General features: G+C 69.8%; 11 protein-coding genes and 2 pseudogenes. 11 read left to right on the forward strand and 2 right to left on the reverse strand.

The window, feature by feature from the left end; genetic code table 11:
* The first annotated feature begins 104 nt into the window (after positions 1-104).
* The 4 genes from ACZ7G3_RS30420 (at position 105) to ACZ7G3_RS30435 (ending at position 6,181) form a co-directional block, all read left to right on the forward strand.
* On the forward strand, positions 105-1,265 hold the full coding sequence (locus tag ACZ7G3_RS30420) for an acyl-CoA dehydrogenase family protein (protein ID WP_470929368.1): 1,161 nt from the start codon (positions 105-107) through the stop codon (positions 1,263-1,265).
* A 635-nt stretch (positions 1,266-1,900) separates the two neighbouring features.
* Positions 1,901-4,114 (forward strand): MMPL family transporter, encoded by a 2,214-nt coding sequence (locus ACZ7G3_RS30425; protein WP_470929370.1) that lies wholly within the window; start codon positions 1,901-1,903, stop codon positions 4,112-4,114.
* Positions 4,115-4,208: 94 nt separating this feature from the next.
* Entirely contained in the window at positions 4,209-5,459 is a 1,251-nt protein-coding gene (locus tag ACZ7G3_RS30430) for a sensor histidine kinase (protein WP_470929372.1), read from the forward strand.
* Complete coding sequence (locus ACZ7G3_RS30435; protein WP_470929374.1) at positions 5,456-6,181, forward strand: response regulator transcription factor; 726 nt, start codon at positions 5,456-5,458, stop codon at positions 6,179-6,181. Before ACZ7G3_RS30430 ends, ACZ7G3_RS30435 begins: the two co-directional genes overlap by 4 nt.
* A gap of 39 nt (positions 6,182-6,220) precedes the next feature.
* On the opposite strand, the pseudogene ACZ7G3_RS30440 reads toward ACZ7G3_RS30435, so the two are convergent.
* Positions 6,221-6,844 (reverse strand): annotated as a pseudogene (locus ACZ7G3_RS30440) (IS5 family transposase); the annotation flags it as partial.
* Positions 6,845-6,950: 106 nt separating this feature from the next.
* Positions 6,951-7,394, reverse strand: a complete 444-nt coding sequence (locus ACZ7G3_RS30445; protein WP_470929376.1) for an Rrf2 family transcriptional regulator — start codon at positions 7,392-7,394, stop codon at positions 6,951-6,953.
* Positions 7,395-7,554: 160 nt separating this feature from the next.
* Here ACZ7G3_RS30445 and ACZ7G3_RS30450 point away from each other — a divergent pair, with 160 nt between their 5' ends.
* The 7 genes and pseudogenes from ACZ7G3_RS30450 to ACZ7G3_RS30480 all read left to right on the forward strand — a co-directional run bounded on the left by ACZ7G3_RS30450 (position 7,555) and on the right by ACZ7G3_RS30480 (position 16,938).
* A complete protein-coding gene (locus tag ACZ7G3_RS30450) occupies positions 7,555-8,025 on the forward strand; it encodes a nuclear transport factor 2 family protein (RefSeq protein ID WP_470929378.1) in 471 nt (156 codons plus the stop codon).
* A 271-nt stretch (positions 8,026-8,296) separates the two neighbouring features.
* Positions 8,297-8,623, forward strand: a complete 327-nt coding sequence (gene mihF / locus ACZ7G3_RS30455; protein WP_470929380.1) for an integration host factor, actinobacterial type — start codon at positions 8,297-8,299, stop codon at positions 8,621-8,623.
* Positions 8,624-9,056: 433 nt separating this feature from the next.
* On the forward strand, positions 9,057-10,514 hold the full coding sequence (locus ACZ7G3_RS30460; protein WP_469650253.1) for an aldehyde dehydrogenase family protein: 1,458 nt from the start codon (positions 9,057-9,059) through the stop codon (positions 10,512-10,514).
* Positions 10,515-11,039: 525 nt separating this feature from the next.
* Positions 11,040-11,399 carry a putative antibiotic biosynthesis monooxygenase gene (locus ACZ7G3_RS30465; protein ID WP_470929382.1) on the forward strand — a complete coding sequence of 120 codons (360 nt, stop codon included), beginning with the start codon at positions 11,040-11,042 and terminating at the stop codon, positions 11,397-11,399.
* Positions 11,396-12,633 (forward strand): annotated as a pseudogene (locus tag ACZ7G3_RS30470) (low temperature requirement protein A). Before ACZ7G3_RS30465 ends, ACZ7G3_RS30470 begins: the two are co-directional and overlap by 4 nt.
* Before the next feature lie 559 nt (positions 12,634-13,192).
* Positions 13,193-15,952, forward strand: a complete 2,760-nt coding sequence (locus ACZ7G3_RS30475) for an ATP-binding protein (RefSeq protein ID WP_470929384.1) — start codon at positions 13,193-13,195, stop codon at positions 15,950-15,952.
* A 161-nt stretch (positions 15,953-16,113) separates the two neighbouring features.
* Positions 16,114-16,938: an alpha/beta fold hydrolase gene (locus ACZ7G3_RS30480; protein WP_470929386.1), complete on the forward strand. Its 825-nt coding sequence runs from the start codon at positions 16,114-16,116 to the stop codon at positions 16,936-16,938.
* The last annotated feature ends 48 nt before the right edge of the window (positions 16,939-16,986 follow it).

The raw sequence follows: 16,986 nt of genomic DNA on the forward strand, positions 1-16,986 counted from the left end.
AGGCGGGTACGGCGGACGTGGTGCGCGTAGCCGCCTCGCGACCGGCCGGGACGTGGCAGGCCTGATCCGCGTACGAATCCCCTCACCTAAGGACCGACGAAACCATGGACCATCGCCTCACCCCCGAGCACGAGCAACTACGCCGTACGGTCGCCGAGTTCGCCCAGGACGTGGTGGCCCCGAAGATCGGGGATCTGTACGAGTGCCATGAGTTCCCGTACGAGATCGTGCGGGAGATGGGGCGGATGGGGCTGTTCGGGCTGCCGTTCCCACAGGAGTACGGAGGGATGGGTGGGGACTACCTGGCCCTGGGGATCGCGTTGGAGGAGCTGGCGCGGGTGGACTCCTCGGTGGCGATCACGCTGGAGGCGGGTGTCTCGCTGGGTGCGATGCCGGTGTTCCGGTTCGGGACGGAGGAGCAGAAGCGGCAGTGGCTGCCGCAGTTGTGCGCGGGGGAGATGCTGGGGGCGTTCGGGCTGACGGAGCCGGAGTGCGGTTCGGATGCGGGCGGGACGCGGACGACGGCGGTGCGGGACGAGGCGACGGGCGAGTGGGTGATCAACGGGTCGAAGTGCTTCATCACCAACTCCGGTACGGACATCACGGGTCTGGTGACGGTGACGGCGGTGACGGGTCGCAAGCCGGACGGGCGGCCGCTGATCTCGTCGATCATCGTGCCGTCGGGGACGCCGGGCTTCACGGTGGCGGCGCCGTACTCGAAGGTGGGCTGGAACGCGTCGGACACGCGTGGGCTGTCGTTCTCGGACGTGCGGGTGCCGGGTGGGAACCTGCTGGGTGAGGAGGGGCGTGGGTACGCGCAGTTCCTGCGGATTCTGGACGAGGGGCGGGTGGCGATCGCGGCGCTGGCGACGGGATTGGCGCAGGGGTGTGTGGACGAGTCGGTGAAGTACGCGGGTGAGCGTCGCGCGTTCGGGCGCCCGATCGGTGACTACCAGGCGATCCAGTTCAAGATCGCGGACATGGGGATGCGGGCCCACATGGCGCGGGTGGGCTGGCGGGACGCGGCGTCGCGGTTGGTGCGGGGGGAGTCGTTCAAGAAGGAGGCGGCGGTGGCGAAGCTGTACTCCTCGACGGTGGCGGTGGACAACGCGCGCGAGGCGACGCAGATCCATGGTGGGTACGGGTTCATGAACGAGTACCCGGTGGCGCGGATGTGGCGGGACTCCAAGATCCTGGAGATCGGCGAGGGCACGAGCGAGGTACAGCGCATGCTGATCGCGAGGGAACTGGGCCTCCCGGCCTGAGTTCTCGCGGGCCGCGCAGCGCAAGGCCGTCCGCAACACTTGCGTCTCGGCGACGTACTGAGCGAGACGGGGAGACCGACGAGGCGGCGACTCCTGGCCTCGTGGATCGGGGAACTGTTGGAGGCCCACCCTCGTTCCGAGTCCTGACGTCCATGCCGCGTATCGGCGTCAGGACCGGAGGCAGGACGATCGACGATGTCGGTGACGGACCGCTTTCCCTTCCGCTGCCACCTCGCCGCCTACTTCGGCCTCGCGAAGAACCTCACACGGCGAACTCCCGTATCGCCGTGTCCCGGAACACCGCCCGGCCGTCGATGGTGAACAGCACGAGCCGGTCGTCGATGAGGTACGGGAATGCCTCCGAGGACGGGGGGAAGACGGCACCGGCGGATGGAGACGCGCGACCCTTACCGTGCGGACGCTGTAGCGGGATGACCGCCGGTGCCGTTCCCGGGGGTTGAGGAACTCAACCCCGCGACCTGAGGCCGACCCGCTCTCGTCCCCGGGTGGGATCCGAGGAGGGCGTAGTACTGCGGATTCAGTACCGCGCAGTGTCGGCAGCCGGACGACGACAGGACACCCCCCTCTTCAGGAGTCTGGAGGCACCTTCGAGACCCGGATGTGGAGACCCTCCCGTGGCTGCTTTTCTGTATCGAATGGGCCGCTTGGCCTTCAGGCGACGCTGGACCGTCGCCCTTGTCTGGGCCGCCGTGCTGGCCGCCGTGGGACTCGCCGGCATGACCGCGCCGGAGGCGGAGGAGGAACCCTTCTCCATGCCGGGGATCGAATCGCAGAAAGCCTTCGACCTGATGGAGGAGCGGTTCCCCGGCGCCGCCGCCGACGGCGCGACCGCCCGCGTCGTCTTCGTCTCCCCGAACGGCGAAAAGGTCACCGCCACCGAGAACAAGAAGGCCGTCGAGGCCGCGATAGCCGAACTCGGGGACGGCACGCAGGTCGCGAGCACCGTCGACCCGTACGAGTCCGGCGCGGTCAGCGAGGACGGCTCCACCGCGTACACGACCGTGACCTACAAGGTCGACGCCTCCGGACTCACCGACGCCAGCCGCAGCCACCTGGACGAGTCGCTCGAGCACGCCCGTGACTCCGGGCTCACCGTCGAGGCAGGCGGCGACGCCATGGAGGACACGGGCGGACCCAGCGGCACCGCCGAGGCGATCGGCATCGCCGTCGCAGCGGTCGTCCTGCTGATCACCTTCGGCTCACTGGCCGCCGCCGGACTCCCGCTGCTCACCGCGCTCATCGGCGTCGGCATCAGCCTGTTCGCCATCACGGCCCTGGCCGGTCCGCTGGGCCTGACCGACACCACCAGCACCCTGGCGATCATGTTGGGCCTGGCCGTCGGCATCGACTACGCCCTGTTCATCGTCTCCCGCTACCGCGAGGAGCGCGACAAGGGGCGGGCGCCCCAGGAGGCCGTCGCCCTCGCCACCGGCACCGCGGGCTCCGCAGTGGTCTTCGCCGGGCTCACCGTCGTCATCGCGCTCGCCGGTCTCTCCGTCGTCGGCATCCCGATGCTGACCGAGATGGGCCTGGGCGCGGCGGGCGCGGTCGTCGTCGGCGTCCTCATCGCGCTGACCCTGGTCCCGGCCTTCCTCGGCTTCTGGCCCAACGCCGTACTGACCCGCAAGGACCGCAAGGCCCGCCGGACGGGCGGTACGCCGCAGGGGACGCGCAAGGTCAACGGCGGCACCCGCTGGGCGAGCTTCGTGCTGCGCCGCCCGCTGCCCGTGCTGCTCGCCGCCGTCGCGGGCCTCGGCGCCCTGGCGCTGCCGATGACCGACCTCCAGCTCGGCATGCCCGGCGACGAGGCCAAGTCCACGGAGACCACCCAGCGGCGGGCCTACGATGCGCTCGCCGAGGGCTTCGGGCCCGGCTTCAACGGACCGCTGACCGTGGTCGTGGACGCCGAGGACGCCGACGACCCGAAGGCCGCGGCCGAGACCGTCTCCGAGCGAATCGGCGGCACCGAGGGCGTGGTGTCGGTGTCCCCGGCCCAGTTCAACGAATCCGGTGACACGGCCGTCTTCTCCGTCGTCCCCACCACCGCGCCGACCGACCAGGAGACCAAGGACCTGGTCAACACCGTCCGCGGCGACCGGCCCGGCATCGAGTCCGAGGCCGGGGCGACCTTCGAGGTCACCGGCACCACCGCGATGAACATCGACATCTCCGAGAAGGTGCAGTCCGCGCTGGTGCCGTACCTGCTCGTGGTGGTCGGGCTCGCCGTGATCCTGCTGCTGGTGGTCTTCCGCTCGATCCTGGTCCCGTTGAAGGCGGCCGCCGGCTTCCTGCTCTCGGTGCTCGCCTCGCTCGGCGCGGTGGTCGTGGTCTTCCAGCAGGGCCACGGCGCCGACCTGCTGGGCGTGGAGACGACCGGCCCCATCATGAGCCTGATGCCGATCTTCCTGGTGGGCATCGTCTTCGGCCTCGCCATGGACTACGAGGTCTTCCTGGTCTCGCGGATGCGCGAGGCGTACGTCCACGGCGAGCGGCCCGCCCAGGCCGTGACCTCCGGGTTCCAGCACAGCGCCCGGGTCGTCGTGGCCGCCGCGCTGATCATGATCGCGGTGTTCTCCGGGTTCATCGGGGAGAGCGACGCCATGATCAAGATGATCGGCTTCGGCCTCGCCTCGGCCGTCCTGCTCGACGCCTTCGTGGTCCGGATGGCGATCGTCCCGGCCGTCCTCGCCCTGCTCGGCGAGCGGGCCTGGTGGCTGCCGAAGTGGCTGGACCGGATCCTGCCCCGGGTCGATGTGGAGGGCGAGGCGCTGACCCGCCCGACCGAGCCCGAGGCGGAACCGGCCGAGAAGGACCTCGCCCGCGCCTGACCGGGTGCGCAGGAGCCGCCCGAGGTCGTCCCGCGACCCGGGCGGCTTCGCATCGTCCACCATGGATGCCAGCCCCTCACCGAGAGAGCCGACCATGAGCAGCAGCCTGGAGCGCTACACCGAGCGCGTGGAGCAGTACGCGTCGCGCTTCCCGCGTTTCCCGCGCTTCCCCCGCTTCCCGGACGTGATGGTGGTGCTGGCCCTCATCGGCTGCGCCTCCTTCGGCACCCAGCTCAGCCTCCCCGGCGTCAACCGCCCGGACATCGGGAAGTCGCTGGAGGTCATGCTCGGCCTGTCCTGCTTCGTCCTGCTGAAGTACCGCACCCACACCCGCACGGTCGTGGTCGTGGTCGCCGGGGTCACCATCGCCGCGATCGCGCGCGGCTACCTGCTCACCCCGATGCTGCTGGCCCCGCTGCTCGCCGCGATGTACTGGCTGGCCGTCCTGTGCGACCGCCGGACCGTCCGCCTGTACGCGCTCGTCGTCACGGTGGCCCTGCTGACCGTGCACCTGTTCTCCGACGGCATGCGCGACCTCTCCCCGGTCCTGACCGTGATCGGCCCGGTGTTCTGGATGGCCCTGCCGCTCGTCGGCGGCAGCCTGGCCCGGCTGCGCGGCGACTACCTGGAAGCGGTCAAGGCCCGCGCCGAGCACGCCGAACGCACCCGGGAGGAGGAGGCCCGGCTGCGGGTCACCGAGGAGCGCATGCGCATCGCCCGCGAACTGCACGACGTCGTAGCCCACCACCTGGCCCTCGCCAACGCCCAGGCCGGCACCGCCGCCCACCTCTCGCGCAGCAACCCCGAGCAGAGCCGGAAGATCCTCGACGACCTCACCGGCACCACCTCCGCGGCGCTGCGCGAGCTCAAGGCCACCCTGGGCCTGCTGCGCCAGGACGACCGGCCCGAGGGCGAGGGCCTGGAACCGGCGCCGGGGCTCGCCCGCCTTCCCGAGCTGATCGACACCTACCGTTCGGCGGGCCTGGAAGTCGTCGTCCACCAGGAGGGCGTGCGCCGCCCGCTGACGCCGGGCGTGGACCTGACCGCGTACCGGATCGTGCAGGAAGCCCTCACCAACGTCGCCAAGCACGCCCCCGAACGCGCCGCCCACGTCAGCTTCACCTACGCCGACTCCCGGCTGCTCATCACCGTCAGCAACGACGGCCCGGCCACCGCCACCGCCGTCAACGGGACGTCCGGCGGCTTCGGGCTGCGGGGCATGCGGGAGCGCGCCCAGTCCATCGGTGGCGACCTGAGCGCGGGCCCACGCCCCGAGGGTGGCTTCGAGGTCACCACCGCGCTGCCGCTGCAACCGTCCGCCGCCGTCGAAGGAGAGTCTCCATGACCGTGAAGGTGCTGCTCGCGGACGACCAGGCCCTGCTGCGGGCCACGTTCCGCATTCTGATCGACTCATGTCCGGACATGGAGGTCGTCGGGGAGGCGTCCGACGGGGCGGAGGCGCTGGAGCTGGCCCGTACCCACCACCCGGACGTGGTGCTCATGGACATCCGCATGCCCGGGACGGACGGCCTGTCCGGCACCGCGGCGATCTGCGCCGACCCGGAGCTGGCGACCACCCGCGTGCTGATCCTGACCACCTTCGAGACCGAGGACTACGTCGCCCAGGCGCTGAGAGCCGGAGCCAGCGGCTTCCTCGGCAAGGACGTCACCGCGGACGCCCTGCTGGCCGGCATCCGCACGGTGGCCTCCGGGGAGGCGCTGCTCTCCCCCGGCGCCACCCGCACCCTGATCACCCGCTTCCTCACCTCCCCGGCCCCCGGCACCCACCTGGTGCCCCCGGAACGGCTCGCCGACCTCACCGGACGGGAACGGCAGGTGATGGTGCTGGCGGCCGAGGGCAAGTCCAACGCGGAGATCGCCGAGCTGCTGGTGGTCAGCCCACTGACGGCACGGACGCACATCCACCGCGCGATGACGAAGCTCAACGCCCGCGACCGGGCACAGCTCGTCGTCATCGCGTACCAGACGGGCCTGGTCCAGGCGGGAGGGGCGAACGGGGCCCCCGCCGCGGGACAGGAATTCCAACGGAACGAAAACCGGTGCTAAAAGAGCGTTTTGTCCCGGCAGGGTTGTTTGGTTCACGGTTCAGGTGTCGCGCCAGTTCGGGGTGGATTCTCGGGTGAGGCGTCGGCTTATGAGGTCGATCATGGCGACGTGGATCATGGCTTCGGAGCGGTGGGGGCGGGTTTCGTAGTCGCGGGCGAGACGGCGGTGGTGCATGAGCCAGCCGAAGGTCCGCTCGACCACCCAGCGTCGCGGGATCACCTTGAAGCCTTCAACTGCGGGGTCCCGTTGGACGACTTCCACGTCGATGCCGAGGCGGGCGCCGTGCTCGATGGCTTCGGTGCGGTAGCCGGTGTCGGCCCATGCCTTGGTCACGCGAGGGTGGGCGACGGCGATGTGGGACATCAGGTGCATGCCGCCGACGTTGTCGGAAACGCTTGCCGCGGTGACCCAGACGGCCAGGAGCAGGCCGGGGGTGTCTACCCCGATATGGCGCTTGCGGCCTGCGATTCCCTTGCCGGCGTCGATGCCCTGGCCGGCCGCCGGCACATTGCTGGAGGTCTTCACGCTCTGGGCGTCCAGCACACAGGCACTCGGCTCGCCGTCGCGGCCTTCGGCCTGGCGGACCAGGCGCCGCAGGAGATCGTTGAGCTGGTCGAAGACGCCTTCTTTCTGCCATGCGGCGAAGTAGCCGTAGACGGTTTGGCGGGTTCTACTGGGAGTTCGTGCGGCGGCACACGCTCACGTCACTCCGCCCCGGTGGGCGGAACCCACGCCGAACCCTACGGTTCGCACGGGGTCGCCCAGCTGATCAGAGAGGCTGGCGAGGTGCCGCGAGTACGTCCCTGAGTACCTTCTCGAGCGTGACGCGGGCCAGTTCGTGTCTCAGGGTCTCCTCGATGTCCTGGTAGATGCCCCGCATTGCCGGCTGGATGCCGTGACCCACCACGCATCCCTGGTCCGGGGTGGTGCGGTGCATCGCGAACAGCGGGCCGGGTTCCACTGCCTCGTACACGTCGAGCAGGGTCATCGACCCCAGCTCGCGCGCCAGCGACCAGCCCGCGCCCGCGCCCCGCCGGGACTCCACGAGGCCGGCCCTGCGCAGCTCGCCGAGCAGCCGTCTGATCACCACGGGGTTGGTGTTCGCGCTGGCTGCGATCTGCTCGGAGGTGGCGACCTCGTGGCCCTGGCGCTGGTAGAGACCGATCCAGGCCAGCGCATGGGCGGCGATGGTCAGCCTGCTGTTGGCGCTCATGATCCCTCCTCCGGTCGCAACGCTCCATGTTACGACAGTGCAGTCGCAACAGTGAAGGTTGCGACAATCTGACGTAACGATTACCGTTACGACAGCCGGGAAGGGTCGAGCAAAGACGAGCGCGGACGTGAGCGTGTTGCGAACTCAAAGGAGAACAGGAATGGAAAGTAACGAAAAGACCATTCGCGAGGCTTACCGGCTCGCGGAAGGGAACGTTCTCGACGGTGACGGTTTCCTGGCCTTGTTCACCGAAGACGGGTCGTTCAACGACATGTCGACCTCGCAGAGTTTCCGCGGAGAGCAGATTCCTCAGGTGATCGCGGGCCTCGCCCGCTCGTTCCCCGATGTACACCGTGAGCTGCTCGAGGTACATGCGTTCGGTGATGTCGTCGCCGTCGAGTTGCGAATCCAGGGCACGCATCTCGGAGGGTTTCCGACTCCGGTCGGCGAGATCCCACCGACCGGGAACCGGATCGACGTGCCGGCGGCGGACCTCTGGTACCTCCGTGACGGAAAGATCGAAAGATTCAATTGCTACAACTCGATGAGCGTGTGGCTTGATCAAATCGGGGTCCACCCCGACTTCAAGTCCGCAGTCGAAGCCACCGAGACAGCAGCCGCGACGGCGTAACTCTGCCGGTCAGCGCCGAGTATGCGACAAGACACTCCCTTCTTCGGGCCGCATACCCGGCGCTGCTTCTTGAACAAAGTTGTCGTTCGCACCCAGCCGCCGACACGACCCGGCAGGCCGACTCGTCGAGTAGCAGCAGCCCTGGCCGGCAGGTAGGGCAACGACCCACATCGAGTGACGTTCTCCGGGCCCGCCTCCACGAGACACACGGCTGCGACGAGACCCCACCCCAAAGATCGTCGAGGTACGCGGGGCCGGACTGCCCTTCCCCATGCCGCCGAGCCCTGCGCATCCGACACTGACCGCCGAGGCCCGCGCCGAAGCGCTGAAGAAGGCCGCCGCTGTCCGCGAGGAGCGCGGCGAGATCCTCGCCCGGCTCAAGGACGGCGAGGTCTCACTGAAGGAGGTGCTGGAGCGCGAGGACACCGTGGTCGGCAAGGTTTACGTCCGCCGCCTGCTGGAGTCGATGCCCGGCATCGGCAAGGTCCGCGCCGCACAGCTCCTGGACGAACTCGAAATCTCCGAGAGCCGCCGCGTCCAGGGCCTGGGCGCCCGGCAGAAGGAACGCCTGCTCGAACTCTTCACGCCAGCGGCCTGACCACCGCGAACACCAAGCTCCCGGCCGGGGCCCTCTGCTGTCCTTCTACCGCTCCCGCAGCTCGTACGGGTCGATCTCCGCGTACCGGCCGTCCGCCTCAGACAGGTCGAAGCCTTCCTCCCACGCTGAGGTCTCCAGCCAGTTCACCGGCCCGCCAGCCCGGAACTGCGGATGCTCCCAGCGAGGCTCGCCCCCACAGAACGCGTGCGCTTGGGGCTGTGCCCCTTTGACGCGTATCTGGGTCACACCCGAAGCGGACTCAACGTCCACTGAGAGCCACCGGTCGGGTCTCAGCACTGCCCCGGTACTGACGTAAGCGAGCCGTCGGCCGGATGTCAGTCAGCTGACGGAGGCTGTCGGCACGGCGGCCGAGCCATTCTCGTGGAGACATCGAATCCGCCCGGTACCCGGGCGAGACCACGAGGAGCGGACCATGAACACCATCGCGCAGCACTGGATCAACGGACAGTGGACCGGCTCCGGCTCGGTTCTGGAATCGATCAACCCGGCCGACGGCACCGTCGTCGGCTCGTTCTACGACGGTGGCGAGGCAGAGGCCTCGGCCGCCGTGGACGCAGCCGCCGCCGCGTTCGAGACCACCGAATGGGCGCGCACTCCCTCGCTCCGGGCGACCGCGCTCAGCCGGCTGGCCGACGCCCTCGAGGCCCGGGTACCCGAGGTCGCGGCCATGTTGTCCAGAGAGAACGGCAAGCTGCTGGGTGAGACCACGTGGGAGGTCAGCGGGGCAGTCGGGTGGCTGCGGTACGCGGCGGCCTCTGTGCGCACCCAGACCGCCGGGCGCGCCGCCGAGACGGCACCCGGCCAGTACACCCACTCGGTGCCCGAGCCGCTCGGTATCGCCGGGATCATTTCTCCCTGGAACTCCCCCATCATGCTGACCGTGCGGGCACTGGGCCCGGCGCTGGCCGCCGGCTGCACCGTCGTGGTCAAACTTCCGGCTCAGACGGCACTGACCAATGAGCTTTTCGCGCAGGTCCTGGCCTCGGTCCCGGAGATCCCGGCGGGCGTGGTCAGCGTGTTCACCGAGTCCGGCAACACCGGGGCCCCGTTCCTGGTCTCCTCGGACAAGGTCGACGTGATCAACTACACCGGCAGTACGCCGGTCGGGCGCCGTATCGCGGCCGCGGCCTCCACCACACTCAAGCGGCTCGGTCTGGAACTGGGCGGCAAGGCGCCCATGGTGATCTTTCCCGACGCCGATCTGGACATGGTGATCCCCACCGTGGTGCAGTCGCTGGTGCTGATGAACGGGCAGTTCTGCTGCACCGGCTCCCGTGTACTGGTTCACCGGGACATCGCCGACCAGGTGCGCACTCGGCTCACCGCCGCGCTCGCGCAGGTGCGGCTCGGGTCGGGCGACGACGAGAAGGCCCAGCTCGGCCCGGTGATCGACCGGGCGTCCGCCCAGCGGGTGGACGCCATCGTCGAGGAAGCCACCTCGTACGGCACGGTACTTCTGCGCGGCGGTGTGGTCACCGACGGCCCGCTGGCCGCCGGCGCGTTCTACCGGCCGAGCCTGATCGAGGTGGACCGCACCGACGTCCGGATCGTGCAGGAAGAGGTCTTCGGTCCGGTCCAGACGTTCGAGATCTTCGATGACGAGGACGACGCCGTGACCAAGGCGAACGCCACCATCTACGGCCTGGCCGCCTCGGTGTTCAGCTCGGACTCGATGAAGGCCCGCCGGATCGCCCGGCGCATCCGCACCGGCACGGTATGGATCAACACCTGGGGAGCCATCAGCGAGGACTTCGAGGAGGGCGGCGTCAAGGGAAGCGGTTACGGCTACCTGTGCGGCCCGCGAGCGATCGAGGAGTTCCAGGCCCTCAAGGTGTACGTGGAGCAGGACCACACCCAGTCCGCTCACTGATCAGATCATCACCTGGCCCGGCGCCCACCTGGGCGCCGGGCAGCCCTCCTGCACAGGAAGGGTGCACCATGGCCTCGATTCTGATCACCGGAGCGACGAACGCTCTTGGTCTCGCTCTGGCTGAGGAGTTTGCGGAAGCCGTGCACCAGTTGCTTCTGCACGGTCGTAACCCGCAGCGACCGGTGCCGGTCGCGCAACGTTTCGGCCGGGCAATACATCGCCGACCTGTCCGCTCTGGCCGAGACCCAGCGACCCGCGGCCGAAGTGGCGGCACGGCACGGTCGCCTCGACGTGCTGGTCAACAACGCGGGTGCGGCTTCCCCTGGAACGGCACCATCCGAAGCATGCCAGCGGACGGATACCAGCAGCGGCCGACGGTGAGCCATCTGAGCCCTGTGCTGCCCACTCGGCAACTGCTGCCGCTGTTGCGCGCGGGCAGCCCATCACGCAGCGCCGACATCGCCTCGGTCGCGCAGGAACCGATGGAATCAAAACGATACGCAGCATGTCGATTTGGAGTGGTCCATGAACGAGAGAACTGTTTCCCATGCCTACGGTGCCGACGATCCTGGACTGCCAAGCCCACCGGCAGTGACGGACATCCGGCACACGCTCCGTAAGCAGAGCCGTAACGCGTTCGCGAACGCCGAACCCCGGCTCGGCCCCACCGTTCCGGCCGCCGTCCGGCGTTGGAAGCTGTGGCTCCTCACCGTGTGCGGTATCTACCCCACCATCGTCCTGCTGGGCCTGGCCACGAACCCTGTTCTGGAGGATCTGTACCTGCCGGTGCGACTCGCTGTACTCGTCCCGGCGGCGGCAGCAGCGATGGTCTGGCAGATCAATCCCCGACTGCAGCGGCATTTCGGAGCTTGGCTCACCAGATGACAAGCAGCCCGGCTCCGCCGCCGGTGTGCTCCGCGGCGCCCGCACACCACAGACCACTGCGCAGGCTCACGGCGCGAGGCCGCGACGAGACCCGCCGCGGCGTCTCCTCACTGGAGCTCTTCTTCGACCTGTGCTTCATCGTGGCCATAGCCCAGGCAGGCGCCCAGTTGGTGCACGCCATGGTCGAGGGACACACGGGCGAGGGGATCCTCAACTACTTGATGATCTTGCCATCTGGTGGGCGTGGATGAACTTCACGTGGTTCTCCTCGGCTTACGACAACGACGACGTGCTGTACCGGATCGTCACGCTGATCCAGATAGCCGGCGTGCTCGTCCTGACGGCAGGCGTCTCCCAGGTGTTCGAGGAACACGCGTACCTGGTCGTCGTCCTGGGTTATGTGATCATGCGGCTCGCCATGACGGCGCAGTGGCTGCGCGTGGCGCGGTCGAGCCAGGGCCCCGAGCGGACGATGGCGCTGCGGTACGCCATCGGGCTGTGCCAGATCGGCTGGCTGGGGCTACTGGCCCTGCCGGAGCCCGGCCGCCCGTGGGTCTTCCTGGTGATGGCGCCACTGGAGATGGCCGTACCGCTGTATGCGGAGCGGGCCCACCCCACGCCGTGGCACCCCCACCACATCGCCGAACGGTACGGGCTGCTCACGCTCATCGTGCTCGGCGAGACCATCGCGGCGGCCACCGTCGCCGTGAAGTCGGGGATCGACGAGCACGAGGCCCTGGGTGAGTTGCTGCCCATCGCCGTCGGCGGACTGCTGATCATCTTCGCCGCCTGGTGGGTGTACTTCGCGGTCCCCATCCACGGGCACCTCCGGTCCAACCGGCAGTCCTTCCTCTGGGGCTACGGCCATTACCTGATCTTCGTCTCGGGTGCCGCGATCGGGGCCGGCCTGGAGGTGGCGGTGGAGCAGGCGGTGGGCAGGACGCACCTTTCGGCGCTGTCGGCGTCGGCGGCGGTGACGCTGCCGACAGCGCTGTTCCTGCTCATGGTCTGGGCGCTGCACTCGCGCTTCTACAAGGTGGGGATCGCCCAGCAGTCGGTGCTGCCGACCACGGCGCTGCTGGTGGTCGTTTGTACGTTCCTGGGTCACTGGGCGGTGCTCGCGGCGGGACTGGTGGCGGCGCTGGCGGTGGCAGCCGGGGTGACGCTGACGGCGCTCGGGGCGAGCCCGGAGCGCGGGAGGGGCGAGGAAGGCGCCGCGGTGCCAGTTACGTGAGGGAACCTCGCCGCCGCAGGAACCTGGCCGGCACGGCGTACGACGGCGCCCGTGCCGTGCGCCCGGTGCACCTGCTCGACGACGGCGACACGTTGTTCACGCCGAGGACGGGGACGCACCGGCTCGGCACCGCGAACCCGCCGACCCTGGACGACGTCCTCACGGGGGGCGCGGACGCGGTGACCCACGCGACCGTACGCGCTGTGGGCACCGCCGAGTGGGTCGCGTACTCATCGACGGAGCCGAGACCACCAAGGTCCTCAACGCCGTTCAGGCCGCCAACGTCGACGCCACCCACATCACCGTCATCAGCCGACTCGAAGGGCTTCCCGGGAAGGCTGACTGTCCTTGGTGCTGTCGTTGCGGTGGGGCTGCGGCGCCCGACGGGTGTTCTGCATGATCTTCGTTTGGGAGCTGCGGGTGTCGGCGAAGCAGATGGCTTCAGGCTCCGTTTGCCGGTGGGTGCGATACTTCCTGGTCAGGCGCGTGGCTAGTGTTTCGACTGCTTCGCGAGGCAGGACGAGGGACGCGGCGGATGTGGGCGAAGTCAAGTACAGGCATGGGTGTCGGCCCGACCGGGCTGGTCGGCCGGGAGGGCGAGCTCGCCGAGCTTGCGGCGTTCCTGGACATGGCTGGGATGGACGGAGCCGTCCTGCTGCTCACCGGTGATCCGGGTGTGGGGAAGACTGCGCTCCTGGACGCGACCGCCGAGCTGGCGGTGGCGAAGGGAGTGCGGGTCGTCCGCGGGAGCGGCGTCGAGTACGAGAGGGACATCAGCTTCGCGGGGCTCCATCAGCTCGTCGGTTCGCTGCCGGACGAGCTCGGTCGTCTGCCGCGTTCCATGCGGGAGGCCCTCGAGGTCGCCCTCGGTCTCGGCGCCGGTCCCGCGTCGAGCCGGATCGCCGTCCTGAACGCGGCACTGGCCCTGTTCGACGAGGCCGCGAAGGAGCGGCCGTTGCTCCTCGTGGTCGATGACCTCCATGTCGTCGACCAGGCGAGCCAGGCTGCGGTGGGTTTCGTCGCCAGAAGACTGGGGGGCCGCCGCATCGGGCTGCTCGGAGCGCAGCGGCCGGAATCCGGCGAATCCTTCCCCTCCACCGGTCTGCCGGAGCTCGAGATCGCGCCGCTGGACGACGCGGACGCCCTGCGACTGCTGTCCCGTCGCTTCGCCCACCTCCCCCGCCGGGTTCTTTCGACCGTGGCGCACGAGGCGCAGGGCAACCCCCTGGCTCTGCTCGAGTTCGCCGGGTCCACCGGGACGTCCGGCGACCAACACGGCCAAGGGGCGGGGTGGGCGAGCGGCCCGGGGCGCGACGTGCGTGCTCTGTACGGCGCCCGCGTCGGACGACTGCCGCAGAGAACGCGCGAGGTACTGCTGCTCGCGGCTCTCGAGGGCTCCGGTGACATCGGCATTCTCGAGGCGGCCGGCGGGCCGGGCAGCCTTGAGGAACTCGCTCCCGCAGAGCGTGACCACCTGGTCATGGTCGCGGAGAACGGCCGTACGGTGCGCTTCAGGCACCCGCTGGTCGGGTCCGCGGTGGTCGACGGTTCCACCGGCGAGCAGCGGCGCAGCGCCCACCGTCGGCTGGCCGACGCGCTGGGCGACCAGCCCGAGCGACGCGGTGATCACCTCGCGAGAGCTACGACGGCGCCCGACGAGGTGGTCGCCGCCGTCGTGGAGTCGGCGGCCCGCAGCAGCCTGCGACGCGGTGACTCCGACGGCGCGATCGCGAGGCTGCGGCGCGCGGCCGAACTGAGTCCCGACCGAGGGGTCCGCAGGCGCCGCCTGTCGCAGGCCGCCTACGTCGCCGCCTGGGTCGCGGGTCATCTGGAGGTCAGCCACGAGATCATGCGTGAGGTCGAGGGCGATCCGGCGGCCCGGTCGCTCTCGGCGGCCGCGGCGGCCGGCTTCCTCGTGCTCGTCACGGAAGGCGACGCCGATACGGCGCACGCGCTCCTGTTGGAGGCGGTCGGGCAGGCCTCCGTGATGCCCGGACCGCCGCGTGAGGAGCTGGAGACCGCGCTCTTCACTCTCACCCTCGCCAGCCAGTACTCGGGCCGACCCGAGCACTGGCAGCCTCTGGTCGACGTGCTCGACCGGTTCCCCGAGGCATCGCCCGCCGCCGCGGCGTCGCTGGGGCGCGTCCACCACGACCTCGGCTCCGTCACCGACGGCATGCTGCGCCGCCTGGACGAGGAGATCGCGCGGCTGAGGGACCAGAGTGACGCCGACGTGGTCATCCGCACCGCCCTGACCGCCTCGTACCTCGACCGGCTTCCGGGCTGTCGCGAGGCCGTGTCCCGGGTCATACGCGACGGCGGCGCGGTGGGATCGAGCATGCCGGCCCTGATGTTCGTCGCCCTGGACGACCTCTACACCGGCCGGTGGCAGCCGTCGGCCGACGCCGCGGACGAGCTCATCGCACTGTCCGAGGAGACGGGGTACCACCTGTTCGCCCAGGTGGGGCACTACGTCGCCGCGATGGCCGCGGCCCAGCGCGGCGACCTCGACGCGTGCCGCCGCCACTGCGAAGCCGTCTGGGGGTGGTCGGGGCCCAGGGGACTGCGGCGGCTGGAGAACTGCGCCCACCAAGCGGCGGCCCGGGCGGCCCTCGGCGCCGCCGACTTCGAGACGGCGTTCCGGCACGCCACAGCGATCTGCGCCCCGGGTGTGCTGCCGCCGTTCAACCCGGAGGCCGTGTGGTCCGCGCCGGACCTCGTCGAGGCCGCCATGCGCACCGGGCGGCAAGCGGAGGCACGACGGCACGCGGACGCGCTGCGCGACGCCGGTGTCGGTCATCTCTCGTCGCGGTTCGCGCTGAGCTCGGCCACGGTCACGGCGATGACATCACCTGCCGAGGACATGGCCCGGTGCTTCGAGGAGGCACTCGCACTGCCGGGCGTCGAGCAGTGGCCCTTCGAGGTCGGCCATGTCCATCTGGCGTACGGCGAAGCGCTTCGCCGTCAGGGGCTCAACCGTGAGGCCCGGGTGCAGCTGGCCGCTGCCCGTGGCCGATTCGAGGAGCTCGGGGCCCGTTCGTGGGAGGCCCGGGCCGCTGCGGAGCTTCGCGCCACCGGCATGACGCGGACCGGGCGGGGCAAGGCCGGTGAGGCCCTCACCCCGCAGGAGCTGGAGGTTGCCAGGCTAGCGGCGACGGGGCTGTCCAACCCGCAGATCGCGTCGCGTCTGTTCCTTTCGCCACGGACCGTTTCCTCGCATCTCTACCATGTGTTCCCGAAGCTGGGGATCACGTCAAGGGGCGAGCTCCGCGACGCTCTGGAGGCGCTGCCTCCCGAGCCTTCGGCCACCCCGCTGTGAGAGCTACCGATCGGGTCCCCAGCACTGCCCCGGTACTGACGTAAGCAAGCCGTCGGCCGGATGTCAGTCAGCTGACGGAGGCTGCCGGCACGGTGGCCGAGCCATTCTCGTGGAGACAGCGAAACCGCCCGGCACCCGGGCGAGACCACGAGGAGCAGACCATGCCGTTCGTCACTGCCAGCGACGGAACCGAAATCTCCTACAAGGACTGGGGCACGGGCCGGCCGGTCATGTTCCACCACGGCTGGCCGCTGAGCTCGGACGACTGGGACGCCCAGCTGCTGTTCCTCGTCCGGCACGGCTACCGTGTCATCGCCCACGACCGCCGCGGGCACGGGCGCTCCGCCCAGGTCGGCCACGGGCACGACATGGACCACTACGCGGCGGACGCCGCCGCCGTGGTGACGCACCTCGGCCTGCGCGACGTCGTCCACGTCGGCCACTCCACCGGTGGTGGAGAGGTCGCCCGGTACGCCGCCAGGCACGGTGCCGGGCGGGTCGCCAAGGCCGTCCTCATCGGAGCGGTCCCGCCGCTCATGGTCCAGACCGAATCGAACCCGGGAGGGCTGCCGGTCGAGGTCTTCGACGGCTTCCGCGAGGCCGTGGCCACCAACCGCTCCCAGTTCTACCTCGACCTCGCCTCCGGGCCGTTCTACGGATTCAACCGCCCGGGCGCGGACATCTCCCAGGGCGTCATCCAGAACTGGTGGCGCCAGGGAATGACCGGCAGCGCGCAGGCGCACTACGAGGGGATCAAGGCGTTCTCGGAGACCGACTTCACCGACGACCTCCGGGCGATCGACGTGCCCACCCTCATCATGCACGGCGACGACGACCAGATCGTCCCGATCGCCAACTCCGCGGAGATGGCGGTCACGTTGGTCAAGAACGCGCGCCTGAAGGTCTACCCGGGGCTGTCGCACGGCATGTGCACCGTGAATGCCGACACCGTCAACGCCGACCTCCTCGACTTCATCGAGAGCTGACACCGGCCCGGTACCGACACACAGCCCGTCAGCACGGAACAGAACAGG

The organism is Streptomyces sp. NPDC037271, from assembly GCF_055603605.1.

Bases quoted from the DNA above. Each gene is read 5' to 3' on its own strand.
- ACZ7G3_RS30445 (WP_470929376.1), bottom strand. From the start codon at position 7,394: ATGAGCGCCAACAGCAGGCTGACCATCGCCGCCCATGCGCTGGCCTGG.
- ACZ7G3_RS30480 (WP_470929386.1), top strand. From the start codon at position 16,114: ATGCCGTTCGTCACTGCCAGCGACGGAACCGAAATCTCCTACAAGGAC.
- ACZ7G3_RS30460 (WP_469650253.1), top strand. From the start codon at position 9,057: ATGAACACCATCGCGCAGCACTGGATCAACGGACAGTGGACCGGCTCC.
- ACZ7G3_RS30475 (WP_470929384.1), top strand. From the start codon at position 13,193: ATGGGTGTCGGCCCGACCGGGCTGGTCGGCCGGGAGGGCGAGCTCGCC.
- ACZ7G3_RS30465 (WP_470929382.1), top strand. From the start codon at position 11,040: ATGAACGAGAGAACTGTTTCCCATGCCTACGGTGCCGACGATCCTGGA.
- mihF (WP_470929380.1), top strand. From the start codon at position 8,297: ATGCCGCCGAGCCCTGCGCATCCGACACTGACCGCCGAGGCCCGCGCC.
- ACZ7G3_RS30450 (WP_470929378.1), top strand. From the start codon at position 7,555: ATGGAAAGTAACGAAAAGACCATTCGCGAGGCTTACCGGCTCGCGGAA.
- ACZ7G3_RS30420 (WP_470929368.1), top strand. From the start codon at position 105: ATGGACCATCGCCTCACCCCCGAGCACGAGCAACTACGCCGTACGGTC.
- ACZ7G3_RS30430 (WP_470929372.1), top strand. From the start codon at position 4,209: ATGAGCAGCAGCCTGGAGCGCTACACCGAGCGCGTGGAGCAGTACGCG.
- ACZ7G3_RS30435 (WP_470929374.1), top strand. From the start codon at position 5,456: ATGACCGTGAAGGTGCTGCTCGCGGACGACCAGGCCCTGCTGCGGGCC.